The organism is Rathayibacter sp. AY1D1, from assembly GCF_002932635.1.
Lineage (GTDB): Bacteria > Actinomycetota > Actinomycetes > Actinomycetales > Microbacteriaceae > Rathayibacter.
Genome location: NZ_PSVY01000002.1, coordinates 90,555 through 115,686 on the forward strand (window position 1 = coordinate 90,555; position 25,132 = coordinate 115,686).

A 25,132-nucleotide genomic window follows, 5' to 3' on the forward strand; every position below is an offset into this window, starting at 1 on the left:
GATGGCCGATCCCGATCTCGTCCCAGAGCTGCTCGTCGCCGACGTCGACCGGAGCCTGGGATTCTGGTGCGGTCCCTGCGGGTTCCGGATCCACTACGCCCGGCCCGAGGAGGGCTTCGCGTACCTGGTCCTCGGCTCCGCGCACGTGATGCTCGAAGAGGCGGGGCGGGGCCGCAACTGGATCGCTGCACCGCTGGAGCGCCCGCTCGGCCGGGGGATGAACCTGCAGCTGCACGTCGACGACGCCGACCGGACGGCAGCGGCGCTCGCCGAGGCCGGGACGCCGCTGTTCTCACCGCTCGAGACCCGCTGGTACCGGGTCGGAGCGGAGGAGGCGGGCGTCCGTCAGCTGGTGGTGGCCGATCCGGACGGGTACCTGCTGCGGTTCCAGTCGTCGCTCGGACGCCGACCGGCCCGAGCGGACGTCCCCGTCGCTCCCTGACGGGCCGACCGCGCCACCATCCGCTCGGCTCGGGACGTCATGCCAGCGAGTGACGACCGTGACACCGCGCGGCTGGTTCCCTCGGAAACATGACGCAGCACCCCGCCACCGCGACCCTCCCGCAGGTCCCGGCCGCCGCCCTCTCCGAGCCCGCGAGCGAGCAGGCCGCCTCGGCGGAGCACGAGCCCCTCGTCCGTCCGGCAGACCTGGTGTCGGCGCTCACGGGCGTCGCGCTCTGCTTCTTCTCCCTCTTCGTCTACGCCATCGCGCACTGGCAGTACTTCGGCACGGACGTCGACGAGGTGAGCGTCCTCGGCTGGCTCGCGCCGCTGATCGCCGGCGTCGCCTGCCTGCTGTCGGCAGTCGTGTCCGTCGGGGTCCGCGCCTCCGGGCGCCGCGCCGAGCGGACCGCGGCATGATCGCCGTCCTCGCCGGGCCCGGCCTCGAGGCCGCGGAGCAGCTCCTCGTCCGCGCCGGATGCCTCCGCCCCGAGCACCCGTGGGCGGCCGGTGCCGCCACGGAGGCCGCGCCGCGGATCGACTTCGCCGTCCTCGCCGAGCAGGCGTGCCTCCTCGACCTCTCGGAGGAGGCGGTCGCCCGCATCGCCGTGTCGCTCGCCACCGGCCGTCCCGTCGATCTGCGGAGCGCCTTCGGGCATCTCGCGCGCGACCACGCTCAGCTCGTCATGACCGCGGTCGCCGCTGCCGCCGGGCACGATCGCGTGAGCAGCCGGATCCGCGTGGTCGGCGACGAGCGCCGGGTCGAGACGGCGCCGCCCCTGGCCGTCTGGCCCTCCTGAGCCCCCCCGCCCGCCCCGATCGGGCGGGCGCGCTCGCCGATCCGACCCTGGGCTCCGCGTTCCTCCGATGCTCCGGCCCGGTGAGCCGTACGGAGGTGCCGTGCCGCCGACCCGCGTCGCTACGGCCTTTCGGAGGTGCCCGGTTTAGGGTGTCCGTGTGCAACGAGTCGACGATTTCCCAGGAGCCGGACCGGTGGCGACCTCACCCGAATCCGGTGACCAGGGGGAGGCGTCCGCGCATCGGCTCTCCCCGACGGCGACCTCTCCCGTGCAGGTGACGAGCGGCGAGGCCGGCTACCAGGGCGGCAACGTGGCCGATCCGGTGTGGCAGTCGTGGCGCGACGAGCTCGCCAAGGTCGGCGGTCCGTCGCCCCTGCTCCACTTCGTGGACTCGCCCCGGACGCGCATCGAGCTCTCGACCACGCACCCCGGCGGGCTGCCCCCGTTCATCTCGGGCAAGACGACGCTCCTCTCCTCGCTCATCCGCGACGAGCTCGCCCTGCGCACCGCGAAGAACGCCGCGGGTGCGATCACCGACAAGGGGATCGAGCTGCGCTCGGTCCGCGGCATCGAGGGCGTCCACCTCGCCATCGGCCTCGCCCAGTGGCGCGCCGGCGACACGGAGTTCACCGCACCCGTGCTCCTGCGCCCGCTCGCCATCCGCCGCTACGGCCGCGACTTCGAGCTCAAGCTCAAGGGCCAGCCCTACTTCAACCCGCAGCTCGCGCGTGCCCTCAAGCAGCAGTTCGGCATCACGATCGACCCCGAGCAGTTCGTCGAGCTGGCCGTGCAGAACGGCGTCTTCAAGCCGCAGCCGGTCATCGACCAGCTGCGCGGCCTGACCTCGCACCTGCCGTGGTTCGCCGTGCACCCGCGCCTCGTGGTCTCGAGCTTCGCCGACGTGGCGGGCGACATGCTCCGCGACGCCCGGATGCTCGAGCACCCCGTCCTCGACGCCGTCGCCGGGAACCCGGCCGCCAAGCGGGCGCTGCAGCAGTCGCAGAAGGTGGCGTCGATCATCCCGCAGGACGAGCGTCCTCCGGCGACCGACAACCTCCTCCTCGACGCGGACGCCGAGCAGGAGCAGGTGATCGCGAACATCGCGGCCGGCAACTCGCTCGTCGTGAAGACCCTCCCCGGCACGGGCGGCACCCAGACCATCGTCAACGCGATCGGCGCCCTGGCCGCCCAGCACAAGCGCGTGCTGGTCGTCAGCGCCCGCCGGTCGAGCCTCGACAGCATCCACCAGCGCCTGCTCTCGGCGGGCCTGGGCGGCATCGCGGTCGGGCCCCGCACGCTCCGCCGCGACCTCATCCAGTCGATCGGCCGCAACGAGAAGGCCGCGCGCCCCTCCATCAGCGAGATCGACGACGCCCTGCTCCGGCTGCGGAAGGTGCTGCTCGACTACCGCGGCGCGCTCTCCCGGCGCGACGAGAGCTTCGGCGTCTCGGCGCTGCAGGCCCTCGAGGAGCTCGCCCGCCTCTCGCAGCTGCGGACGCCCCCGTCGACCGCCGCCCGCCTCGACCGCCGCTCCGTCACCGCTCTCGCGCACAGCCGCCCCGAGGCGACCCGGATGCTGATCGAGTCGGCGCGCCTGGGCGAGTTCCGCTACGGCCCGGGCGACTCGCCCTGGTACGGGGCCCAGTTCGACTCCACCGCCGACGCCGAGATCGCCCACGAGCTGGCCAAGCGACTGCACCTGCGCGACCTGCCGCGCCTGCTCGACCGCGCCCAGGACGTCATCGGCCAGACGCGGATGCGCCCGTTCGAGTCGGTCGCCGAGCTCGGCATCTACCTGCGCCTGCTGCAGGACGTCCGCGAGACGCTGGACAAGTTCCAGCCGGCCGTCTTCGACCGCTCGATCCAGGACCTCATCGTCGCCACCTCGCCGCGCCGCGAGGCCGCCGAGATGTCGTCCACCAACCGCCGGCGCCTGAAGAAGCTCGCCCGCGAGTACCTGCGTCCCGGCGCGCACGTCACCGACCTCAACGCGGCGCTCCGCCGGGTGCAGCAGCAGCGGACGCTGTGGCAGCGCTACGCGGTCGCCGGCACGATCCCCGAGGTCCCGGTCGGCGTCGCCGACGTGCAGGTGGCCTACCAGCAGGTGACCGACCAGCTGAGCCGTCTCGACGAGCCGCTCGGCCGCCGCGGGACGAACCTGCAGCTCGCCTCGCTCCCTCTCGCCGAGCTGGCCTCGATGGTGTCCGGCCTCGCCGAGGACAGCGAGGTGCTGGCCAACCTCCAGGAGCGGACGACCCTCCTCGCCACCCTGCGCGACTGGGGCCTGGACCCGCTGCTCACCGACCTCTCGCGCCGCCACGTGCCGGCCGAGCTGGTCGCGGGCGAGCTGGACCTGGCCTGGTGGCGCTCGGCGCTCGAGATCATGCTGACCGACGAGCGTGCGCTGCTCGGCGGCAACACGAGCGTGCTCGACCGGCTCGAGGCCGACTTCAAGCTCGTCGACGAGGCGCACGCCGCCTCGAGCGCCGAGCTGCTGGCCTGGAAGCTCTCCGAGACCTGGAAGATCGGGCTCGTCGACTGGCCGCAGGAGCGCGACGCGCTGCGCGCGCTGCTGCGCACCGAGGCGGCGACGACCCCTCAGGAGCTGCAGAAGGCCGCTCCGCACCTCTCGCGCGTGCTCGCTCCGGCCTGGCTCGCCTCGCCGTACGAGGTGCACCGCATCGGCACCGAGACGACCTTCGACGCGGTGTTCCTCGTCGACGCCGGGGCGACCACGCTGGCCGAGAACGTCGGAGCGATCCGCCGGGCCAAGCAGGTCGTCGCGTTCGGCGACCCGGTCACGCAGACCCCCACTCCCTTCGGCCTGCGCGTCGACGAGACGCCGGAGTTCGGCTCCACCGCCTCGCGGACCGACGTGGAGGCGCTGCACGCCCAGTCGGCGCTCGCCCGACTCGGCGAGCTGCTCAACACCGTCACGCTCACCCGCAGCTACCGCGCGGGCGGCGAGGACCTGGCCGAGCTGGTCAACCGCCGCTTCTACGGCGGCCGCATCGACTCCCTGCCCTGGGCCGGCTCCTTCCTCGGACACGACTCGCTCCGCTTCCACTACATCGCGAGCGGGCACGGCATGCCCGAGAACGACTCCGGAGCCGTCGAGTCCGTCGACGCCGAGGTCGCGAAGGTGGTCGAGCTGGTGCTCGAGCACGCCGTGATCCGTCCGCGCGAGTCGCTGATGGTCATCACCGCGAGCCCTCGCCACGCCGTGCGGGTGCAGCAGGCGGTGCTGACGGCCTTCGCCAAGCGCACCGACCTGAGCGACTTCATCCTCGGCGATCGGCCCGAGCCCTTCGCCGTCGTGACTCTGGAGCAGTCGGTCGCGCAGAGCCGCGACCGCGTCATCTTCTCGATCGGCTACGGCCGGACGCCCCACGGTCGCCTGCTGTCGAACTTCGGCGCGCTCGCGGAGCCGGGCGGAGAGCGTCTGCTGGCGGTCGGGATGACCCGTGCCCGCCGCTCGATGGACATCGTCTCGTGCTTCCGCCCGGGCGACATCGACGAGTCGCGCATGCGCTACGGCATGGTCGCGCTCGCGCAGGTGCTGCAGGAGGCGGAGGACCGCGTCCAGCCGAGCGACCGCGACGACTACTCGGAGCCGATGCTGGTGGATCTCGCCGCGCGCCTCGAGCGCCGTGGACTCCGGGTCAACATCGGGCACAAGGGCAAGCTGGCCCTCGTCGCCGCGCACGGGACCCGTGCCGTGGTGGTCGAGACCGACCGCGACGTGAGCACGCAGAGCCTGCGCGTGTCGCTGCGCCTGCGTCCGGAGCTGCTGCGCCGGCTGGGCTGGCACTACCTGCGGGTGCACAACTTCGAGCTGTTCGCCGACCCCGAGGCCGTGGCCGCGCGGGTGGCCGGGCTGATCGGCGCGACCGCGGGGGAGGAGCAGACCCCTGCTCCCGCCGCCGGCGAGGCTGCTGCTGCTCCCGCCGCTCCTGCTGCCGCCGCCGCTCCGGCGTCGGGGGAGACGCAGCCCGTCGAGCCGCTGCCGCGCGACTGATCGTGGCGCCGGATCCCGACGCCCCCGCGGGTGCCGACCGCCCGTTGCGGCGCACCCGCGGCGGCCGGCGGGCGACGCTCCCCGCGAAGCCCGGCACCGATCCGTCCCCGCACGACGCTCCGATCGCCGACCCCTCCGCGCCGCCCGCGCGCCCCGACACCGGCCCGAACGACGCGCGCCTGCGCCAGGACGTCCCCCCGCACTACTGACGTCAGCCGGACCGGTCGGTGATCCGCGAGTCGGCTCTCGACCCGTCGACGACCTCGGACCTCGCCGCGCCCCGCCTCGACGAGCGAACGCGTCACGCCGCTGTCCGGCGACCGCTCACGTCGGACCCGGCGACGGTGACCGGCTGCTCCCCGTCCGGTGCCTGCGGACGATCGCGTCCGTCCGGTGCCTAGCTGATCGACCGCTTTCCGCCTCATGCCCGGCGATGTCCGATGAAGGCGTGGACACAGGAACGATCAGTCCCCGCCGGAGACGCTGAAGGCCCCGATAGGCGACCTGCCGAGGGTGCAGGTGTCGTCCGAAACGCGTGCCAGCGTTTCGAACGCACTGTTCGCACACCGCTCCACGGAACGCTCTCCATCGGGAAGCCGACCGCGGTCTTCTTCCGCCTCCGGCGGAAGAAGACAGGACAACTCAGTCGACGTGCTTGCCGGAGTTCGCGGTGGTGGCGGTGCCGTTGTTGGCGAGCAGGTCGCGGATGTCGGAGAGGAGCTCGAGCTCGGTGGGGGCCTTGTCCTCCGCGGCGGGGGCGTCGGCGGCCTTCTTGGCGAACGCGGCGTTCTTGAGGTGGTTGATCGGCAGGACGAACGCGAAGTAGAGGACGAAGGCGACGATCACGAACTGGATCAGGGCCGAGATGACCGAGCCGTAGGCGATGACGGTCGGGTCCTCGCCGTTCTCTCCCGGTCGGATGGGCCAGACCAGGGCCTCGAGGGAGGAGGCGTCGAAGATCACGCCGATGAGCGGGTTGAAGATCCCCGTCACGATCGCGTTGACGATGGTCGTGAAGGCGGCGCCGATGACCACGGCGACAGCCAGGTCGATGACGTTGCCGCGGAGGATGAACTCTTTGAAGCCGTTGATCATGATGGTTCCGTTTCTGCCGTGAGCGGTGGGTGGCGGGTCAGCTCCCGGAGGAGGAACCCGAGGAGGAGGACCCGGAGGAGCCCGAGGACGACGAGGAGGAGGACGATCCGGAGCCCGAGGACCCCGAGCCGGACGAGGAGCCGCCCGAGCCCGATGAACCCGAGGATCCGGAGGAGGAGCCGCCCGAGCCCGATGAACCCGAGGATCCGGAGGAGGAGCCGCCCGATCCCGAGGAGCCCGACGACGAGTCGGATGAGCCGGAGCCGGATGCGCCCGAGCCGGACGAGCCGGCACCCGAGGAGGAGGAGCCGCCCTCGCTCGACTTCCCGCCGGAGCGGGAGTCGGTGCGGTAGAAGCCCGAGCCGTTGAAGGTCACGCCGACCGCGCTGAACACCTTGCGCAGCGCCCCCTGGCAGCTCGGGCACTCGGTGAGCGTGTCGTCGGTGAACTTCTGCTGGATGTCGAAGGCGTTGCCGCACTGCGTGCAGCGGTAGGAGTAGGTGGGCACAGGGGGCTCCTCGGAGGCGGGTGGGGGAGAAGGAGGACGGGGTCAGTGGCGCAGGTCGACGATGCCGGAGGGAGTGACGACTCCGTCGACGGCCTGGTCGTGGACCTCGCTGGGCACCCGGTCGACGAGCTCGCTGTCGAAGACGACGGCGTAGACCGGCGGGCACTTCTCCATTGAGCCGAGGGTCTTGTCGAAGTAGCCGCGCCCCCAGCCCATCCGCATCCCCTGCCGGTCGACGGTGGCGGCCGGGACGACGATGAGGTCGACGTCGTTGATCGCGATGGGGCCGAGCAGCTGCCCGACGGGCTCGGGCATGCCGAACAGGCCCTGGGTCTCGGTGTGGCCGTCGCCGACCGCCCAGTCGAGCAGGCCGTCCTGGCGCGAGACGGGGAAGAGGACGCGGATGCCGTGGCTCTCGGCCCAGCCCAGGAACGGCCGGGTGCTCGGCTCGTCCGGAGCGGAGAGGTAGCACGCGAGGGAGCGGGCCCCCACGCGGGTGGCGAGCTCGATCAGGTGGGCGGTGATCTGCTCCGCGGCCTGGTCGCGAGCGGTCGAGGTCTGCGTGCGGCGGCGCTCGCGCAGCTCGGCGCGCAGCGCCCGCTTCTCGTGCGTGATGTCGGCTGGCATGCGCTCAGTCTAGAACCGGGCCCCGCGCCGGCCTCCGCGCGGACTACCCTGAGGGACGCTCGTCCCGGACCGCCCCGGAACGGGGTCCGGCGCCTTCCGTCGCCGGTCCTGGCGCGAAACTCCCGCGACGTCCCCCGCCGCTAGGATGGCGCCCCATGGGCACTCGAATCCGCAAAGCAGTCATCCCCGCCGCAGGTCTCGGCACCCGCTTCCTGCCGGCGACGAAGGCCATCCCCAAGGAGATGCTGCCGGTCGTCGACAAGCCGGCGATCCAGTACGTGGTCGAGGAGGCGGCGGACGCCGGCCTCCAGGACGTGCTCGTGATCATCGGGCGCAACAAGAACGCGCTCGCCAACCACTTCGACTCGGTGCCCGAACTCGAGCAGAACCTGTCCCAGAAGAAGGACGACAAGAAGCTCGAGCACGTCAAGTACGCCAGCGACCTCGCCGACGTGCACTTCGTCCGTCAGGGCGAGCCGAAGGGCCTCGGCCACGCGGTCTCCCGCGCGCAGCGCCACGTCGGCGACGAGCCCTTCGCCGTGCTCCTCGGCGACGACCTGATCGACGCCCGCGACCCGCTGCTCTCCCGCATGATCGACGTCGCCGAGCAGCGCGACACCACGGTGGTCGCGCTGCTCGAGGTCGACCCCGACCAGATCCACCTCTACGGCTGCGCGGCGGTCGAGGCGACCGACGAGGACGACGTGGTGCGGATCACCGGCCTGGTCGAGAAGCCCTCCAAGGAGGACGCCCCCTCGAACCTCGCGATCATCGGCCGCTACGTGCTGAAGCCCGACGTGTTCGGCGTGCTCGAGCACACCGCTCCGGGCAAGGGCGGCGAGATCCAGCTGACCGACGCGCTGGAGCGCATGGCCCAGGATCCGGCCGAGTTCGGCGGCGTCTACGGCGTCGTGTTCCGCGGCCGCCGCTACGACACCGGCGACAAGCTCGACTACATCAAGGCCATCGTGCAGCTCGCCTCCGACCGCGACGACCTCGGCAGGGACCTCAAGCCCTGGTTGAAGGACTTCGTCGCCGGCCTCTGAGCCCCGGCGAGCGCGCCTCCGGAACGGACGGGACCCCCTGCTGAGGCGGGGGATCCCGTCCGTTCCTCCGTTCCACAGAAGCACGGAACGCCGCGGAGTCCAGTCCCCCTCCCGCAGTGCGGCGGAGCAGTAGGGTCGCATCATGCCGCTCCCGATCCCGACGCTCACCGAGGGTCGTGTCACCGTCCGCCCCATCCGCGTGCGCGACGCCCGCCCTCTCGAGCGGGAGCTGATCGCGAACCGGTCGTGGCTGCGCCAGTGGGAGGCGTCCGACCCCCGGGGAGGCGCCGCGTTCGACGTGCGCGCCAGCATCCGCTCGCTGCAGCAGAACGCGCGGGCCGGCGGGGGAGTGCCGTTCCTCATCGACTGGGACGGCGAGCTCGCCGGGCAGCTCAACATCTCGAACATCGGGTACGGCTCGCTCTCCTCCGGGTCGATCGGCTACTGGGTGTCCGAGCGCTACGCCGGGCGGGGCATCACTCCGATCGCCGTGGCCCTCGCGGCCGACCACGCCTTCCTGGACCTGGGCCTGCACCGGATCGAGATCTGCATCCGCCCGGAGAACCGGCCGAGCCTGCGCGTCGTCGAGAAGCTCGGCTTCCGCTACGAGGGCCTGCGGCGGCGCTTCATCCACATCAACGGCGACTGGCGCGACCACTTCTGCTTCGCCCTCGTGGCGGAGGAGGTGCCCCGCGGCGTGCTCCGCCGCTACCTCGACGGGCAGGTCCCGTCGGAGGTCGGCGTGCCGACCGACGCGGATCTCCGCGCCTCGCGCCGCTCGGGTCTCTCCGGACCCTCCGACGGCGCCGGTGTCCCTCCGACGGGGCCCCGACTGATCCGCGATCCGCACGGACACACCTACCCGTAATGACGGACGGGAGTGCCCGGTGCTCCTAGCGTTGTCCGCATGAGTAGCGACTGGCTGGGCGGGGGCGTCGTCTGGGCGCTCGCCGCCGTTCTGTGGGTCGCCTACCTGATCCCCACGTGGATGCGCAGGCGGTCGTACAACGCGACCGAGCGCAACGCGGTGAGGCTGCAGCAGACGCTGCGGATCCTCGCCGAGACCGCGGAAGTGCCCGAGCACGTGCGTGCGGAGGCGACAGCCCGCGAGGTGGCGCTGCAGCAGCGCCGGCTCCGGGTGACAGAGACACGACGACGAGCCGAAGAGAAGGCACAGGCGATGGAGCTGGCACAGGCGGAGAAGGCGGCGCGCGACGCGCTGCGACGGGCGACCGCGAGCGCACGGCGGAGCACGCGGTCAGGGCCCTCGGTCCTGCGCTGGCGCCAGGGCGCCGCGCTGGCCGTGCTGGTCGGCGCGGTCGCCGCGCTGGTCGGGCTCGTGATGCTGCCCTTCGGCGGCACGGGCGCGGTGCCGCTCGTCGGCCTGCTCCTCGCCGTCGCGGGGCTCGGCGCGCTGATCCTGCTGGCGCCGGGTCGCCGCCGCGCCGCCGCTCCGGCCGCGACCGCGACGACGGCCGCCGCGACCGAGCGTCGGCGCGCCGAGGTCTTCGAGGCCGAGCTCGCCGAGGAGGCGGCGGACGACGCCTCCGAGGAGCTCGCCGAGGACCGTGCGAGCTGGACGCCGCAGCCGCTCCCCAAGCCGCTCTACCTCTCCCGGGGCACGGTCGCCGCCTCCGCGATGGCGTCGATCGACGCCGTGGAGCGCCTGCGCACCGCCGCGGCGGAAGCGGAGCTCGCCCAGCGCGCCGCCGCGACCGCTCCCGAGGTGGCGCCGCTGCGCGTCCCGCGTGCTGCCGCTCCCGCTCCCGAGGCGCCGCGTCCCTCCTCCCGCTTCGCCGCGATGGGCGTCGTGGACGGCGTCGACGCGATCGACCTCGACCAGGCGCTGCAGCGCCGCCGCGGGGCCTGACCCGAGTGCGAGGCGCCTGCTCGTCCGTGCTAGTGTGGACGAGTTGTTCGGGCCGGTGACGGCTCGGAAGGCACGGGTCCGTGGCGCAGTTGGTAGCGCGCTTCGTTCGCAATGAAGAGGTCAGGGGTTCGAATCCCCTCGGATCCACCACCACGGAAGGCCCGCTCGAGAGAGCGGGCCTTCCGTGTTCTCCCGGCGGCCGGATCGGGAACCTCGCCTGTTCGGCGGGTCGACCGCCTCGCGGCCTCGACGCGCTCGTCGGCGGAGGAGTGGTCCGTTGGATCGGCTTCGGTACTAGGCGTCTCCGCCGATCCTGGCTCGACCGCCGAGGACGGCGACTCCCGTCGAGACTCCGGCGACTGCGACCATCGCGACGATGCCCAGTGCCCGGAGCACGAACGCCTTGTGCTCCGAATCCTTGAGTGCTTCGTCGTCGATCGCTTCTTTGAACAGCCGAAGGACCGAGTAGCGGTCCGCCGCGCTCAGGGTGTCACGATCCAGTTCGCGGTTCAGGACGGCGCGGTACTCGGCGAAGGCCCTGTGAACCTTCTTCTGACTCTTCCAGTTGGCTCGAACGGCTGAACTCGCCTGATCTCGCACTTCACTGAACGAGTCGAGGACGAGATTCTTGAAATCCGGGAACTGCTCGACGACCTTCAGGGCGAGCTCCTCGCTCATGTTCGGCAGCTCGGATGCGAACGCTATGAACTTCTCTTTCGACAGATTCCTCCAAGAGTCGATACCGATCCTCTGCTTGAGATCGTCCTCGTTCGAGTAGTCCATGCTGATCCCTCTTCCCTCCACGGCGACGGCCGATCATCGCTTCAGAGTATCGAGGAGGAGCCGTCGGTCCACGTGCTCTCCGGGCGGGAGAGCGCGCGGGCCGGTCGTGCAGGTCCTGACGATCGGGCGCCCGAAGCTGTGGGCCGCTCGCCTCCGTGCGTCCTCCGTGTCCCCCATCCGGGCCGCGCCTGACGGGAGCCGCCCTCCTCCGGTCCGTCGGGGGAGCCGCGGCGACGTACGCTCGCCCCTCGTGCTCTCGCAGCACGCGAGGCACTCGAACGGTGGACGACCAGGGGACGGGACGACATGGGGACCACAGCACACAGGGCACGGCGGAGAGCAGCAGGGGTCGGCGCGGGGGCGATCGCGCTCCTGGCGGGGCTCCTGGCGGCACCGCCGGCGCAGGCGTCCGGGACGCAGACGCTGCTCGCGCTCGGCGACTCGATCACGCGCGCGGCCACGACCTGCGGGGTGAACCGCGACTGCGTCGAGAACTCCTGGGCGACGGGATCGGCGCCCGCGGTCGACTCGATCGCGAACCGGATGGCGGCGGCGGATCCGCGGACGGCGGTCCGCGCGGTGAACTACGCGAAGTCGGGCGCGGTCATCAGCGGAGTCGAGTCGCGGATCGACGCCGCGGTCGCGGCCGGGGAGGAGCCGGACGTGGTTACGCTGCTGATCGGCGGCAACGACCTCTGCTCGCTGAGCCTCTCGCCCGACTCCCGCGACGGCTACGCGATGACGCCCGCGGCCTCCTTCGCCGCGTCGGCGACCCGGATCCTGCGCTCGATCGGCGAGGAGTGGCCGGAGGCGACGGTGCTCGTCGGCTCGGTCCCGGACATCGAGTCGGAGTGGGAGGCCGTGAAGCCGACGCCGGGCGCCGCGATCTGGGCCTGGGGCGGGGTCTGCCGGACCCAGCGCGGAGTCGACGCCACGACCGGAGCCCCGCTGACCGGCTCGGCCTACACCGCCTCGCTCGCGGCGGCGGAGGACCGGGAGGCCGCCTTCAACGAGGCACTGGAATCGGCCTGCGCGTCCGCCGCGAACGACTGCGTGTGGGACGGCGGCGCCCTCACGGCGGCTCCGATCTCGCTCGATCAGCTCTCGACGGACGTCGACTACTTCCACCCGAACGTCGCCGGCCAGGCGATGATCGCGGAGGAGCTGTGGACGGCCTGGGGCCTCGGCGACGAACCGACCCCGACTCCCACGTCGGCGCCCACCGCGGCTCCTGCTCCGGCACCCACGGGCTCGCCCGCGCCGTCGCGCGACACGACGGCTCCGAAGACCGTCATCACCGCGCCGACGAGCGGATCGACGGTGCGCGGCTCGGTCACCCTGGTCGCCACCGCCAAGGACGACGTCGGCACGACAAAGCTGAGCTTCTGGAGCGGAGCCACGCGGCTGGGCGACGCGACGAGGGCGTCGGACGGCACGTGGCGCCTGACCGTCTCGGCCTCCTCCTACCCGGCCGGGCGGTACGCGATCGTCGCGCACGCCTCCGACGCCGCAGGGAACCTCGGGCGGAGCGCTTCGATCACCCTCAAGCGCTGAGCGGCTGAGGGGGCCGCCACCGGCCCCCTCAGCCCCGCGCGACGAGCAGCACGTCGGGACGATCCCAGTTCTCGACGGTCTGCAGCACCCAGAAGATCCCGAAGAGGGCGAGCGCGACGGCCTCGCCGAGCAGGAGCCACTGCTCGCCGAGAAGTTCCGCTCCCCGCCCCGTGAGAAGCAGGAGCACCAGCGCCGCATCGACCGCGGCGATCAGCACCGCGAGAACGGCGTAGCAGCGGGAGTAGAAGCGCGGCGTCCCCGGCCCGCTCGCTCCCTCCTCGCGCACCGCGACGGCGTGCAGACCCGCGGTGACGGCGATGAGGAGGAAGAAGACGCCGGCGGCGGCGTAGTGGCCGAGCCGCAGGAACGACGGAAGCGTGCTCCAGGCCGCCAGAGCGATCAGGAGGGCGGCGGCGATCGCGGTGCGGACGAGCGCCCAGCGGTCGAGGACCCGGTCGAGGGCGAGCAGGATCACGGAGGCGACGAGGACGGCCGCGGCCGTGACCAGGTAGGCGGGCAGGGAGGCGGCGACATCACCCGCGGCCGTCGTGGGAAGGCACGACGCCCCTCCCGCCGGGCACACCGCTCCCTGGAGGCGCTGCAGCTCCTCCGAGGCGAGGGGCACCGGCACGATCGCGATGACCGGCGCCGTCATGCCCGCCAGCAGCAGGAGGAAGCGCCGCACGCTCCTCCCGGCGAGGACGACCAGCGCGACGCCGACCGCGAAGAGCGCCCCGGTGAAGAGGGAGCGGACCGGGGTGTAGTACGAGGCGCTGATCGAGCGCAGCGGGCCTCCGACGACGAGCTGGTGGACGAGGCCGGCCGTGAGGAGCACCACGGCCGCCACCAGGGAGAGGCGGACGTAGCGGTAGGTGCGGAGGGAGGAGACGGCACCGCCCCCGCCCAGCGCGTCGCCGCGGGCCACCCGGCTACTCCGCGCGCAGGCCGGAGGAGGCGAGGGCGAAGTCGACGTCGATGCGGATGGCGACGCGGAGGGGGTTCGGGCGCGGGGTGCGGTAGCGCTGGGAGTAGAGCTCGACGGCGTGCTGTACGGCGTCCGGCTCCTCCTCGATCGTCGCCGGACCGCCCAGGCTCAGCCACCGGATGCCGTCGACCTGCCCGACCGTCGCGGTGCCGCCCCGCCGGACGTTGAGCACCTTCTGGCTCTCGCGGGAGGTGATGACGCGGACGACGCCGTCCTCGTAGGTGAAGCCCACGGCGACCACGTGCAGGCGGCCCTGGCGGCCGGGGGTGGAGAGGGTGGCCAGGTGGCGCTCGGTGACGAAGGCGAGGCCGTCGGCGCTCAGGATGCTCATCCCGCGAGCGTAGCCGGAGGCGCCGACGCGCTCCTGGGGGCGGACCGCCGGTCAGCCCTCGAGGATCAGCGCCTCGCCCTGGCCGCCTCCGCCGCAGAGCGCGGCGACGCCCAGACCGCCGCCCCGGCGCCGGAGGGCCAGCGCCAGGTGCAGGGCCAGCCGTGCTCCGGAGGCGCCCACCGGGTGGCCGAGCGCGATCGCCCCGCCGTCGGGGTTGACCGCCTCGGGCTCGACGCCGAGATCGTCCGCCGACTGGAGGACGACGGAGGCGAACGCCTCGTTGACCTCGATCAGGTCCAGGTCGGACACCGCTGCACCGCGGCGGCCGAGCGCCCGGAGGATCGCCGCCGACGGCTGTGAATGCAGGGAGTTGTCCGGTCCGGCGACCTGCCCGTGCTCGGCGACGGTCGCGAGCCAGGGCAGTCCGCGCTCGCGGGCCCAGCCGCGGGACACGACGACCAGCGCGGCGGCGCCGTCCGTGATCGGGGACGAGCTGCCCGCCGTGATCGTGCCCTCGGGCGAGAACGCGGGGGCCAGCCGGGCGAGCGTCTCGACCGTGCTGTCCTCCCGGATCCCGTCGTCGGCGGACACGACGAGGTCCGGTCCGCGCCGCTGCGGAACCGCGACCGGCACGATCTCCTCGGCGAGCACGCCGGTGGACCGTGCCGCGGCGGCCCGCTGGTGCGAGAGCGCGGCGAAGGCGTCTTGGCGCTCGCGGCGGATGCCCCGTGCGGCGTTGCCGTCGTCGGTCACCCTCCCCATCAGGCGGCGGTCGAACGGATCGAGCAGGCCGTCGTGGAGGAGTGCGTCCTCGAGCGGACGCGGACCGACACCCAGGCCCGAGCGGGATCCGAGCAGGAGGTGCGGCGCGTTGGTCATCGACTCCTGCCCTCCGGCGACGACCACCTGCGCCTCGCCGAGCCGGATCATCCGCGCCGCGTCGATCACCGCGGTGAGACCCGACAGGCAGAGCTTGTTGATCGTGACCGCCGGGACGTCCCAGCCCAGACCCGCGAGGACCGCGGCCTGCCGGGCGGGGCCCTGACCGGCTCCGGCCTGGATCACCTGGCCGAGCACGACCGCGTCGACGTCGGCCGCGGAGGCGCCCGAGCGCTCGAGAGCCCCTCGGATCGCAGCGGCGCCGAGCTCGACGCCCGAGAGCGGCGCGAAGGCTCCGGAGAAGCGGGCGAACGGGGTGCGGGCGCCCCCCAGGATCACGGGGGTGGTGTCGTCAGTGGACACGGGGACTCCTTCTCGACGGCGAGAGCGGGGGAAGCGGTGGGGAGACGGATGCCGGGAGCCGGCCCGGCTCAGGGAACGAGCAGGATCTTCCCGCGGACGTGGCCGTCCTCGCTGAGCCGGTGCGCCTCTGCGGCCTGCTCGAGCGGGAGGCGCGGACCTGTCGCGACCGCGAAGCGCCCCTCGCTCGCCAGCCGGGCGGCCAGCGGCACCCCCTCGCGGCGGAGGCGCTGCTCCTCCTCGGTCAGCGGCACGGGACTGCCGCCGCTCCAGGCCCGGATGCCCAGCTCGGCCGCCCGAGGACCGGCGACCACCGTTCCGACGTGCTGCGGATCCTCCACCAGCGCGAGCGAGGCGGCGAGCGCCTCGTCCGTCCCGGCTGCGTCGAGCACGCGGTCGACGCCCTCGGGCGCCGCGGCACGCAGCCGCTCGAGCAGTCCGGGCCCGTAGGCGACCGGCACCGCTCCGAGCGCGCGCAGCGCCTCGTGATTCGCCGGGCTCGCCGTGGCGATCACCCGGGCTCCGCGGTCGACGGCGAACTGGATCGCCGCCCGGCCGACCGCTCCGGCGCCCGCGTGGACGACGAACGTCGATCCCTCCGCGACGCCGAGCGAGACCACCGCCTGGTAGGCGGTGGAGACCGGGATGCCGAGCGCGGCCGCCTCCTCGAAGCCGAGTCCGTCGGGGAGCGGATCGAGGGAGTCGGGGGAGACCGCGACGGCGGTCGCGTAGGTGCCGGTGGCGCCGCTGACGATGACCCGGTCGCCGACGCTCCAACCGGTCACTCCCGGACCGACGGCGGAGACCACGCCGGAGCCGTCCGACCCGAGCCTCCGCGGACCGTCGAACGGCGGGCTCGGGCGCAGGCCGGAGCGCACCTTCCACTCGATCGGGTTCACGCCGGCCGCGCGGACGGCGACCACCACGGTGCCGGGCCCCGCCTCGGGCTCCGGCGCCTCGACGGTCTCGAGCACCTCGGGCCCGCCGATCCGCTCGTACTGCACGATCCTCGCCATGTCGTCCTCCTCCTCGCGGGCCACCGCCCGCTCCGGTCGCCTCAGTCCAGCAGACTCTCGCGCACCTGGCGGCGCAGCACCTTGCCGATCAGCGAGGTCGGCAGCTCGTCCACCGGGACGATCCGCCTGGGCACCTTGTAGGGCGTCAGGTGCAGCCGGCAGAAGTCGCGCAGCGCCTCCGGATCCACGGCCGTCTCGGCCCGCAGGACCACGGCCGCCGCGACGCTCTCGCCGCCGTCCTCGCGGGGGAGCCCGACGACGGCCGCGCGCGTCACGTCCGGGTGCGACTCCAGCACTCCCTCGACCTCGGAGGGGGAGACGTTGAAGCCGCCGGTGATGATGAGCTCCTTGGCCCGGTCGACGATCGTCACGAAGCCGTCGGCCGAGACGGTCGCGATGTCGCCCGTGCGCAGCCAGCCGCCGGGGAGGAGGGCCTCGGCCGTCTCCTCCGGCCGCTTCCAGTACCCCTGGAACACCTGCGGCCCCCGGAGCAGGAGCTCGCCGGACTCGCCCGGGCCGCGGTCGACCGACGGATCGGCGGGGTCGACGAGGCGGATCGTCGTGCTGGGGAACGGCACGCCCACGGTGCCGGGCCGGCGGGTCGGGCCGACCGGGTTCCCGAGGGCGACCGGCGAGCTCTCGGTCATGCCGTAGCCCTCCACCAGGAGTCCCCGGCTCGCGCGCTCCCACCGGTCCACCGTCGCGACCGGCAGGCTCATCGCTCCCGAGATCGCGAAGCGGATGCCGCGCAGGTCGAGCTCGTGGCGCTCGGAGGCGCGGGCCAGCGCGTCGTACACGGGCGGCACCGCGGGGAGGAAGGTGGGCGGCGACGACTTCGCGGCCGCCTTCACGAGGCCGACGTCGAAGGCCGGGAACAGCACGACCTTCGCGCCGATGCTGATCGCGAAGGTCAGGCACAGCGTCAGCCCGTAGGCGTGGAACAGGGGGAGCACCGCGTAGAACGTCTCGTCGCCCTCGCGCAGGCCCGGCACCCAGGCGCGGCCCTGCAGGGCGTTCGCACGGAGGTTCGCGTGCGAGAGGATCGCGCCCTTGGGCGTCCCGGTGGTGCCGCTCGTGTACTGCAGCAGGGCCGTGTCGCCGAGGACCGGGCGGGGGTGCGAGCGCGCGATGCGGCGGTTCTTCAGCAGCGACGCGAAGGGCACCAGGGAGCGGCTGCGGGGGGTCGCGGTCAGCTTCTCGCGCGACCGGCGCACCGACGGCAGGGGGAGCCGCAGCGCCAGGCGCTTGCCGAGCGGGAAGGAGCGGGTGAGGTCGACGGAGACGACGCGCTCGATGCCCAGGTCGGCGGGCATGGTCGCGACGACGTCGGCGATCTTGTCCCAGACGACCGCGAACCGGGCGCCGTGGTCCTCGAACTGCCGCCGCAGCTCGCGCGGCGTGTAGAGCGGGTTGTGCTCGACCACGATCGCTCCGAGGCGGAGAGCCGCGTAGAACGCGACGACGTGCTCGGGGCAGTTCGGGAGCACCAGCGCGACGCGGTCGCCGGCGCGCACGCCCAGACGCCGCAGGCCCTCCGCCGCGCGCGCGACCTGCTCGCCGAGCTCGGCGTAGCTGGTCTCGGCGCCGAAGAACTCGAGGGCGGTGCCGCGGCGGTACCGCGCGACCGAGTCCTCGAGCAGGTCGACGAGGGTCTGGGTGGGAGGGTCGATCTCGGCGGGCACGCCCTCCGCGTAGGAGGTCAGCCACGGCTTCGTCGCCAGGTTCGAGGATCCGGAGGTCACGGGCCGAGTATCGGGCACCCGCCTCCGCACTTCCTCCGAGGCGCGCGGAGGGGGTGCCGCACCGGGCGCGGGAGCGGCAGGCTGGCGGCATGAGCGCAGCCATCGACCTCCTCCGCGACGCCTTCGGCCGGGTGCACGAGAACGTGCACGCCGTCCTCGACGACAGCACCCCCGATCAGCTCGCGTTCCGCGCGGACGCCCGCTCGAACTCGCCCGCCTGGCTCGTCTGGCATCTCGTCCGGGTGCAGGACGACCACCTCGCCCCGCTCGCCGGCCACGAGCAGGTGTGGACGGCCGACGGCTTCCACGGCCGGTCCGGCCTGCCCTTCGGGCCCGACGAGACCGGCTACGGGCAGGAGCCGGCCGAGGTGGCGGCGCTCGCCGCGGTGCCGGCCGCGCTGCTCGCGGAGTACGCCGACGCCGTGCACCGGCAGACGCTCGCCCTCCTCGACACGCTCGGCGACGAGGACCTCGAGCGCGTCGTCGACGAGCAGTGGGATCCGCCGGTGACCCTCGGGGTGCGGCTGGTCTCGGTGATCGACGACGACACGCAGCACGTCGGCCAGGCCGCGTACGCGAAGGGTCTCGCCGAGCGCTCGGCGCGCTGAGCCCGGCCTCTACGCTGGCGGGATGCGCGCGCTCCGGACCCTGCCCGCGAGCGCGGTCCTCGCCCTCGCCACCGCGCTGACCCTCGTCGGCTCCTGGATCCCCTCCTACTGGAACGACGAGGCCGCGACCCTCCGCCTGGCGCGGCTCCCGGTGGGGGAGCTCCTCGCCTTCGTGCAGGAGAAGGACGCGGTGCACCTGGTCTACGGCCTGCTGATGCACGGCTGGATCGCGATCGCCGGGGAGTCGGAGCTCTCGGTGCGCGCGCCGTCCGCTCTCGCCACGGGAGCGGCGGCGGCGGGCGTCGTCGTCCTGCTGCGATCGTTCGACCGGCCCCGGGCAGCACTCCTCGCCGCCGCGGTGCTCGTGCTGCTCCCGCGGTCCTCGTTCTCGGGGACCGAGGCGCGATCCTCCGCTCTGGCCACCGCGCTCGTGGTGGGAGCGGCGGTCCTCGTCGTGCGGGCGGCCCGCTCCGGAGGCGCCCTGCGCTGGACCGCGTTCGCGGCCGTCGCAGGTCTGGCGAACGCCGTGTTCCTCTACTCCGTGCTGGTGCTGCCGGCTCTCGTCGCTCTCGCCGCGGCCGCGGCGCCCCGGGGTGCCGTGCGGGCTCTCCCGGCGAGCGCCCTCTCGGCACTGGGCGCCGTGCCGGTGCTGCTCCTCGCCGCAGGGCAGAGCGGCCAGGTCGGCTGGCTCCGCTTGCAGCCCGTGACCGCGTTCACCGTCCTGGTCGAGCCGTTCTTCGGATCCGCGTGGTGGCTGGCCGGGATCGCCGTCGCGCTCCTCGCGGTCGCCGCGGTGCGGGGCGGCCTGCGCGGGCCGCTCCTGCCGGCCCTCGTCCTCTGGATCGTGCTGCCGACGGCGGTGCTGGTGCTCGGGACCCTCCTCGTCGAGCCGATGTTCACTCCGCGCTACCTCGCGTCGAGCACGCCCGCTCTCGCCGTCCTCCTCGGCCTCGCGCTCGACTCGTTCAGGGCCCGGACGGGCGTCGCCCTCCTCGCCCTGATCGCGGTGGCCGCCCTGCCGGTCCTGGTGCAGATGCGCACGGTCACCGGGAAGCCGGCCGGGCAGGATCTCCGCGGTCTGGCGGCCGCCGTCGAGGAGCGGGCCCGTCCGGGCGACGCCGTCCTCCTCGGCTCCTCCGGGACGGTCTCGCTCCGGCCCCGGCTGGCGCTCGCCGCCTACCCGGAGGCGTTCGCGGGCGTGGACGACGTCGCCCTCGCCGCTCCGTACGGGACGACGGGGACGTACTCCGACGTGCTCCTGGAGGGCGAGGCCCTGCTCGCCGCGCTCGCCGGGGAGGACCGGGTCTGGCAGGCGCTGCCGGAGGGCGAGGCGGACACGGTGCTCGCTGAGGCGGGGTTCGTCGCGCGCGAGCGGATCCGGGTGCCGACAACGGTGCTGACGCTGTGGGAGCGCCCGGAGGGCCGATGATCCGGAGCGCTCGGGGCGTCGCAGCCCCGGAGTGGAGAGACGCCGGAGTGCCCGGAGCCCCGCCGACGGTGAGCCGCTACCCTTGTCCCCGGCGCCGTCGCAGAGCGGTGGCGTCCGCGGAGCGAGGACCGCGCCACCGAGAGGACCCGAACGTGACGTTGCCCGAGACCACCACCACCGCCATCGCGAAGCGGAAGGGGCGCGACGTCGCCCCCGAGATCGCGCGCTCCTGGCTGCTGGTGAACGCCACCCGCACCGAGACGTTCGACGCCGCGCACGCGTCCCGCGCCGACCAGATCGTCCTCGACATCGAGGACGCGGTCGACCCCAAGGCGAAGCCCGACGCGCGGACCGACGTCGCGGAGTGGCTGACCGGCGAGAAGCGCGCCTGGGTCCGCATCAACGACCACTCCACCCCGTTCTGGTCCGACGACGTCGACGCGCTGAAGGGCCTGCCCGGCCTCGCCGGCGTCATGCTCGCCAAGACCGAGGCCGCTGAGCACGTCACCGAGACCTTCGATCGCCTCGGCGGCTCCACCCCGGTGCTCGCCCTGGTCGAGTCCGCCCTCGGCATCGAGGAGGCGGTCTCGATCGCCCGCGCCCGCGGCACCTTCCGCCTCGCGTTCGGCAGTGGCGACTACCGCCGCGACACGGGCACCAGCGCCGACGACCTCGCGATGGCCTACCCGCGCTCGCGCCTGGTCGTCGCCTCGCGCATCGGCGACCTGCCCGGCCCGATCGACGGCCCGACCGTCTCGAACAGCCACCCCGTGCTGCGCGAGCAGTCCGCGCTCACGGTCTCGCTCGGCCTCACCGGGAAGCTCTGCCTCGACACCGAGCAGCTCGCCGTGATCAACGAGGTCATCAGCCCGACGCCGTCCGACGTCGCCTGGGCCCGCGACTTCCTCGATGACTTCGAGGCCCGCGGCCGCGTCATCCGCGACGGCAGCGACCTGCCCCGGCTGGGCCGCGCAAAGAAGATCGACAAGCTGGCCACGGCGTTCGGCGTCAACCCGCTGTGATCCGTCGCGGGGAGGGCGCCACCGCGGCACACTGAGGGAGCCGCGGAGACCCTCCCGCGCAGGACGGAGACTCCGATGGGCGCGGTCAGCACCTTCCTCTGGTTCGACGACGGCGCGGGGGAGGCGGCGCGCTTCTACACGGAGCTGGTGCCGAACTCGCGGATCACCGGAAGCCAGGTGCTGCCGGAGGGCTCCCCGTCGCCCGGCGAGGTGCTGTCGGTGACGTTCGAGCTCGACGGGCAGCGGTTCCAGGCGATCAACGCCGGGCCGCGGTTCCCGTTCACCGAGGCCGTCTCGATCGTCGTGACCGTCGGCGACCAGTCCGAGCTCGACCGGCTGTGGGACGCCCTGATCGCGGACGGCGGCGAGGAGAGCCGGTGCGGCTGGCTCCGCGACCGCTGGGGGCTGTCCTGGCAGATCGTGCCGGAGGTCCTCCCGCGTCTGCTCGGAGGCGCCGACCCCGAGGCGTCCGCGCGCGCTCTGCAGGCGATGCTCGCGATGAGCCGCCTCGACATCGCGGAGCTGGAGCGGGCCCATGCCGGCGCGTGACTCCGCCCGCCCGCGCCGCTCGACCTCGCTGCGGCGCGCGTACCTCCGCGACTACCGCTACGCCTACGGCTCGCGCTTCGTGCACCTGCGGGAGGGCTGGGACGTGTCGCGGTATGCGTCCGGCGACGGCGCTCCGGTGCTGCTCATCCCCGGGATCTACGAGACGTGGCAGTTCCTCCGGCCCATCGCCGAGAGGCTGCACGCGGCGGGCCATCCGATCCACGTGCTGCCCGCGCTCGGCTACAACACGCGGCCGATCGTCGCGTCGGCCGGACTCGGCCAGGACTACCTGCGCGAGCACGATCTGCGCGGAGTCGTCGTCGTCGCGCACAGCAAGGGCGGCCTGATCGGCAAGCACATGATGGTCGTCGACGACCGCGAGGACGGGCGGATCGAGCGGATGATCGCCGTCTCGACCCCGTTCAACGGCTCGTCGCTCGCACGGATCGCCCCGGCGCGGGCGCTCCGGGAGTTCGCGCCCCACCGCCCGCTGATCCGCACCCTGCTGGCCGAGCGCGAGGCCGACGCGCGCATCACGTCGATCTACGGGATGCGCGACCAGTACATCCCCGGAGGGAGCCGCCTCGCCGGGGCGCGCGAGAACATCGCGGTCTCGGTGGTCGGCCACTTCGCGCTGCTCTCGAGCCCGAAGGTGCTCGACCTCATCGCGGCCCGGGTCTGAGGCCGGACGGGATCCGCTGGGCTCGCCGCCCACGTGAGGCGCCTGCCGTGCGGCGCGACCTCGACCGGAGGACGGCCGCCTCAGCGACGGGCCGAGCCGCCCGCCGCACTCAGGACCAGGGAGTGAGCAGCACGAGCGGGATCTGCCGCTCGGTCTTCGTCTGGTACTCGGCGTAGTCCGGCCACGCGGCGACCGCGCGCTCCCACCAGGCCGCGCGCAGATCGCCCTCGAGCACGCTCGCGGCGTAGTCCTTCTTCACGGGCCCGTCCTGCAGCTCGACGTGCGGCTCCTTGAGCATGTTGCCGTACCAGACGGGGTGCTCGGGCGCGCCGCCCTTGGACGCGACGACCACGTACTCGCCCTCGTGCTCGACGCGCATCAGCGCGGTCTTGCGGAGCTTCCCGCTCTTCGAGCCGACGGTGGTCAGGACGATGATGGGGCGGCCGCGGAGGAGGTTCCCCTCGGCTCCGCCGGTCCGCTCGTAGAGCTCCGCCTGCTCGCGGGCCCACTCGGACGTGCTGGGTTCGTACTCTCCGGTCAGCGGCATGCCTCCGATCGTACGGCCGCGGCGGCCCCGGTGGCCGACCCGCGTGCAGGAGGATGGAGCGGTGTTCTCCGCAGACCCGTTCGACCGAGCCCGCATCGCCCTCCTGCGCGACGATCTGATCCGCGCCCGCTACGGCGTGGACGCCGTGCGGGGGCTCTGGGGCGACGAAGCGGCCGAGGCGCTGCACCGCGGCGATCGGGTCCCCGCCCGCCGCGCCCTCGAGCGCAGCGGCGACCACGACGCGCTGGCCACCCTCGCCCGCCTGTTCCTCCTGGCCGATCCCGTCTCGGCCGACGACGCGGGCGAGGCGTTCGGCGCTCTCGCGCTGGAGGGGGCGGTGGAGCTCGGCCTGGTGCGCGTCGAGGCCGGAGCCGTCGTCACCGCGGCCCTCGACCTGCGCCCCTACGACGTGGTCGACCAGCGCGGCGCGGCCTCCTGGTGGATCGCCTCCGACCTCGGGGAGCTCGCCCTCGGCCGCGCGCTCGACGAGGACCACGTGCTCGGCGTCGGCGGCGCGAGCCTCACTCTGACCGGCCTGATGATCCAGCGGCCCGTCGGCCGCGTGCTCGACCTGGGGACCGGCTGCGGGATCCAGGCGCTGCACGCCTCCCGCCACGCCGAGCAGGTGGTCGCCACCGACATCTCCGAGCGCGCGCTCGCGCTCGCCTCCTTCACCGCGGCGCTCAACGGGATCGAGAACATCGAGTTCCGCCTCGGCAGCCTCTACGAGCCGGTCGCGGGGGAGCGCTTCGACCACATCGTCACGAACCCGCCGTTCGTCATCACGCCGCGAGTCGAGGGCGTCCCCTCCTACGAGTACCGCGACGGCGGGCTGGAGGGCGACGAGATCGTGCGCCGCGTGATCCTCGGAGCAGCCGAGCACCTGGTGCCCGGCGGTGCCGCGCAGCTCCTGGGGAACTGGGAGTACCGGGAGGGCGCGGACGCCTTCGACCGGATCGCGGACTGGCTCGCCGACGCCCGCAGCCCGCTGGAGCAGGCGCTCGAGGCGGGGCCCGAGGGGCTCGACGCCTGGATGGGCGGGACCGCCTCTCCTCTGGACGTCTGGGTCGTGGAGCGCGAGCGTCAGGATCCGGCGGTCTACGCCGAGACCTGGATCCGGGACGGCGGCACGACTCGCGGCCCCGCGTTCGACGCGCTGGTCGACGCCTGGCTGACCGACTTCGAGCGGCGCGGGGTGACCGGCGTCGGCTTCGGCTACGTCACCCTCCGCCTGCCCGAGCAGCCCCGCCCGCCGATCCGCCGCTTCGAGCGGATCACCACGCCGGTGGCGACCGCGGGCCTGGGCGGCCACCTCGCCGCCTGCCTCGACGCGGCCGAGGCCCTCGCGTCGATCGACGATCGCGCTCTGGCGGGTCTCGCCCTGGTCGTCGCCGGAGACGTCACGGAGGAGCGGCACTACTGGCCGGGCAACGACGATCCGACGGTGCTGCGGCTGCGCCAGGGCGGCGGCTTCGCCCGGGTCGAGGAGGTCGACACGGCGCTCGCCGCCGTGGTCGGCGCCTGCGACGGCGAGCTCTCGGTGGCGGCGATCGCGGCGGCGGTCGCCTCGCTCCTCCAGGTCGAGGAGGAGGCGGTGTCCGACTCGGTGCTGCCGCGGGTGCGCGAGCTGGTGGCGACGGGGCTGCTGCGGCTGCCCCAGGGGGAACGCGGCTAGAAGAGGGTGGCGGAGTCCTCGACGGGGGGCGCAGCGGCCGCGGCAGGCACGGCGGCGGCCGTCGGCCATCCGGGTCCGGCGTCGACGGGCTGCCGGCGCTGGTAGGCGGTCGCGGCGCTCCGGGCGCGGACGTCGGCGGCCTCGTTCATCCGGTGGTTGGCGTGCCCCTTCACCCACTCGAAGGTGACCGCCCGGCCCTGCAGCTCCTCGTCGAGCGCCTTGATGATCTCGACGTTCATCACCGGCTTGCCGTCGGCCTTGCGCCAGCCCTTCCGCTTCCAGCCCGGCAGCCACTCGGTGCAGGCCTTGATGGCGTACTGGCTGTCGCAGAGGATGTGCAGCGGCTCCTCCTCCTGCGCGGTCGCGCGCAGCAGCTCGAGCACCGCGGTGAGCTCGCCGATGTTGTTCGTGCCGTGCGACCAGCCGCCCGCGGCCCAGCGCTCGTCGTCGACGTACCAGGCCCAGCCGGCGGGGCCGGGGTTGCCCAGTGCGGACCCGTCTGCGGCGGCGATGATGCTCACGTGCGTCTCTCCTCGTGCTCTCGGTGCTCGCGCCGGTGCGGCGC

26 protein-coding genes and 1 tRNA gene are annotated in these 25,132 nt (G+C 73.5%); 16 read left to right on the forward strand and 11 right to left on the reverse strand.

Going from position 1 to position 25,132, the window contains the following annotated elements; translation table 11 throughout:
* Position 1 precedes the first annotated feature (1 nt).
* From C5C56_RS02135 to C5C56_RS02155, 5 genes are all read left to right on the forward strand, one after another.
* Positions 2 to 442, forward strand: coding sequence for a VOC family protein (locus C5C56_RS02135; RefSeq protein WP_104319040.1), 441 nt, complete (start codon positions 2 to 4; stop codon positions 440 to 442).
* 89 nt (positions 443 to 531) lie between these two features.
* Positions 532 to 861 carry a hypothetical protein gene (locus C5C56_RS02140; protein WP_104319041.1) on the forward strand — a complete coding sequence of 110 codons (330 nt, stop codon included), beginning with the start codon at positions 532 to 534 and terminating at the stop codon, positions 859 to 861.
* On the forward strand, positions 858 to 1,241 hold the full coding sequence (locus C5C56_RS02145) for a hypothetical protein (protein WP_104246713.1): 384 nt from the start codon (positions 858 to 860) through the stop codon (positions 1,239 to 1,241). The genes C5C56_RS02140 and C5C56_RS02145 overlap by 4 nt, the downstream gene beginning before the upstream one ends.
* A 193-nt stretch (positions 1,242 to 1,434) precedes the next feature.
* A complete protein-coding gene (locus tag C5C56_RS02150) occupies positions 1,435 to 5,259 on the forward strand; it encodes a DEAD/DEAH box helicase (protein ID WP_374954268.1) in 3,825 nt (1,274 codons plus the stop codon).
* A gap of 2 nt (positions 5,260 to 5,261) precedes the next feature.
* Positions 5,262 to 5,468 (forward strand): hypothetical protein, encoded by a 207-nt coding sequence (locus tag C5C56_RS02155; protein ID WP_104223221.1) that lies wholly within the window; start codon positions 5,262 to 5,264, stop codon positions 5,466 to 5,468.
* Between the two features lie 433 nt (positions 5,469 to 5,901).
* Here C5C56_RS02155 and mscL read toward each other — a convergent pair whose 3' ends face one another.
* From mscL to C5C56_RS02170, 3 genes are read right to left on the reverse strand one after another with little or no spacing between them, the layout of a single operon-like run.
* Positions 5,902 to 6,354 (reverse strand): large conductance mechanosensitive channel protein MscL, encoded by a 453-nt coding sequence (gene mscL, locus C5C56_RS02160; RefSeq protein ID WP_181065648.1) that lies wholly within the window; start codon positions 6,352 to 6,354, stop codon positions 5,902 to 5,904.
* Between the two features lie 37 nt (positions 6,355 to 6,391).
* A complete protein-coding gene (locus C5C56_RS02165; protein ID WP_104319042.1) occupies positions 6,392 to 6,862 on the reverse strand; it encodes an FmdB family zinc ribbon protein in 471 nt (156 codons plus the stop codon).
* A 42-nt stretch (positions 6,863 to 6,904) separates the two neighbouring features.
* Positions 6,905 to 7,489, reverse strand: a complete 585-nt coding sequence (locus C5C56_RS02170; RefSeq protein WP_104223219.1) for a 5-formyltetrahydrofolate cyclo-ligase — start codon at positions 7,487 to 7,489, stop codon at positions 6,905 to 6,907.
* 155 nt (positions 7,490 to 7,644) lie between these two features.
* Between C5C56_RS02170 and galU the strand changes: the two genes are divergently transcribed.
* The 4 genes from galU (at position 7,645) to C5C56_RS02190 (ending at position 10,555) form a co-directional block, all read left to right on the forward strand.
* On the forward strand, positions 7,645 to 8,535 hold the full coding sequence (gene galU / locus C5C56_RS02175) for a UTP--glucose-1-phosphate uridylyltransferase GalU (protein WP_104283316.1): 891 nt from the start codon (positions 7,645 to 7,647) through the stop codon (positions 8,533 to 8,535).
* 142 nt (positions 8,536 to 8,677) lie between these two features.
* Positions 8,678 to 9,403: a GNAT family N-acetyltransferase gene (locus tag C5C56_RS02180; protein ID WP_104223217.1), complete on the forward strand. Its 726-nt coding sequence runs from the start codon at positions 8,678 to 8,680 to the stop codon at positions 9,401 to 9,403.
* Between the two features lie 39 nt (positions 9,404 to 9,442).
* Positions 9,443 to 10,405, forward strand: coding sequence for a hypothetical protein (locus C5C56_RS02185; protein ID WP_104319043.1), 963 nt, complete (start codon positions 9,443 to 9,445; stop codon positions 10,403 to 10,405).
* A 74-nt stretch (positions 10,406 to 10,479) separates the two neighbouring features.
* A tRNA-Ala gene (locus tag C5C56_RS02190) sits at positions 10,480 to 10,555 on the forward strand.
* 144 nt (positions 10,556 to 10,699) lie between these two features.
* Here C5C56_RS02190 and C5C56_RS02195 read toward each other — a convergent pair.
* Positions 10,700 to 11,188, reverse strand: coding sequence for a hypothetical protein (locus tag C5C56_RS02195; RefSeq protein ID WP_104226443.1), 489 nt, complete (start codon positions 11,186 to 11,188; stop codon positions 10,700 to 10,702).
* Positions 11,189 to 11,494: 306 nt separating this feature from the next.
* Between C5C56_RS02195 and C5C56_RS02200 the strand changes: the two genes are divergently transcribed.
* Entirely contained in the window at positions 11,495 to 12,742 is a 1,248-nt protein-coding gene (locus tag C5C56_RS02200; protein WP_104319044.1) for a GDSL-type esterase/lipase family protein, read from the forward strand.
* A 28-nt stretch (positions 12,743 to 12,770) separates the two neighbouring features.
* Here the strand turns inward: C5C56_RS02200 and C5C56_RS02205 are convergent, their stop codons facing one another.
* From C5C56_RS02205 to C5C56_RS02225, 5 genes are all read right to left on the reverse strand, one after another.
* Entirely contained in the window at positions 12,771 to 13,667 is an 897-nt protein-coding gene (locus tag C5C56_RS02205) for a hypothetical protein (RefSeq protein ID WP_104319045.1), read from the reverse strand.
* 4 nt (positions 13,668 to 13,671) lie between these two features.
* Complete coding sequence (locus C5C56_RS02210; protein WP_104223212.1) at positions 13,672 to 14,058, reverse strand: pyridoxamine 5'-phosphate oxidase family protein; 387 nt, start codon at positions 14,056 to 14,058, stop codon at positions 13,672 to 13,674.
* 51 nt (positions 14,059 to 14,109) lie between these two features.
* A complete protein-coding gene (locus C5C56_RS02215) occupies positions 14,110 to 15,300 on the reverse strand; it encodes an acetyl-CoA C-acyltransferase (protein ID WP_104319046.1) in 1,191 nt (396 codons plus the stop codon).
* Positions 15,301 to 15,368: 68 nt separating this feature from the next.
* The gene (locus C5C56_RS02220; RefSeq protein ID WP_104261114.1) at positions 15,369 to 16,313 is read right to left on the reverse strand and encodes an NADP-dependent oxidoreductase; all 945 of its coding nucleotides are present in this window, start codon (positions 16,311 to 16,313) and stop codon (positions 15,369 to 15,371) included.
* A 41-nt stretch (positions 16,314 to 16,354) separates the two neighbouring features.
* Entirely contained in the window at positions 16,355 to 18,055 is a 1,701-nt protein-coding gene (locus tag C5C56_RS02225) for a long-chain-fatty-acid--CoA ligase (protein ID WP_104319047.1), read from the reverse strand.
* Between the two features lie 89 nt (positions 18,056 to 18,144).
* Between C5C56_RS02225 and C5C56_RS02230 the strand changes: the two genes are divergently transcribed.
* The 5 genes from C5C56_RS02230 (at position 18,145) to C5C56_RS02250 (ending at position 22,345) form a co-directional block, all read left to right on the forward strand.
* Entirely contained in the window at positions 18,145 to 18,663 is a 519-nt protein-coding gene (locus C5C56_RS02230; RefSeq protein WP_104223209.1) for a DinB family protein, read from the forward strand.
* A 22-nt stretch (positions 18,664 to 18,685) separates the two neighbouring features.
* Positions 18,686 to 20,092 (forward strand): glycosyltransferase family 39 protein, encoded by a 1,407-nt coding sequence (locus C5C56_RS02235; RefSeq protein ID WP_104319048.1) that lies wholly within the window; start codon positions 18,686 to 18,688, stop codon positions 20,090 to 20,092.
* 158 nt (positions 20,093 to 20,250) lie between these two features.
* Positions 20,251 to 21,114: a CoA ester lyase gene (locus tag C5C56_RS02240; RefSeq protein ID WP_208543400.1), complete on the forward strand. Its 864-nt coding sequence runs from the start codon at positions 20,251 to 20,253 to the stop codon at positions 21,112 to 21,114.
* Positions 21,115 to 21,189: 75 nt separating this feature from the next.
* Entirely contained in the window at positions 21,190 to 21,663 is a 474-nt protein-coding gene (locus tag C5C56_RS02245) for a VOC family protein (RefSeq protein ID WP_104263191.1), read from the forward strand.
* Positions 21,650 to 22,345, forward strand: coding sequence for a triacylglycerol lipase (locus C5C56_RS02250; protein ID WP_104223206.1), 696 nt, complete (start codon positions 21,650 to 21,652; stop codon positions 22,343 to 22,345). Before C5C56_RS02245 ends, C5C56_RS02250 begins: the two co-directional genes overlap by 14 nt.
* Before the next feature lie 109 nt (positions 22,346 to 22,454).
* Here C5C56_RS02250 and C5C56_RS02255 read toward each other — a convergent pair whose 3' ends face one another.
* Complete coding sequence (locus C5C56_RS02255; RefSeq protein ID WP_104223205.1) at positions 22,455 to 22,892, reverse strand: nitroreductase family deazaflavin-dependent oxidoreductase; 438 nt, start codon at positions 22,890 to 22,892, stop codon at positions 22,455 to 22,457.
* Positions 22,893 to 22,953: 61 nt separating this feature from the next.
* On the opposite strand from C5C56_RS02255, the gene C5C56_RS02260 reads away from it, so the two are divergent.
* On the forward strand, positions 22,954 to 24,567 hold the full coding sequence (locus C5C56_RS02260) for a methyltransferase (RefSeq protein WP_258065542.1): 1,614 nt from the start codon (positions 22,954 to 22,956) through the stop codon (positions 24,565 to 24,567).
* Here C5C56_RS02260 and C5C56_RS02265 read toward each other — a convergent pair.
* A complete protein-coding gene (locus tag C5C56_RS02265) occupies positions 24,564 to 25,088 on the reverse strand; it encodes a ribonuclease H (protein ID WP_104232847.1) in 525 nt (174 codons plus the stop codon). The genes C5C56_RS02260 and C5C56_RS02265 overlap by 4 nt on opposite strands.
* Positions 25,089 to 25,132 lie beyond the last annotated feature (44 nt).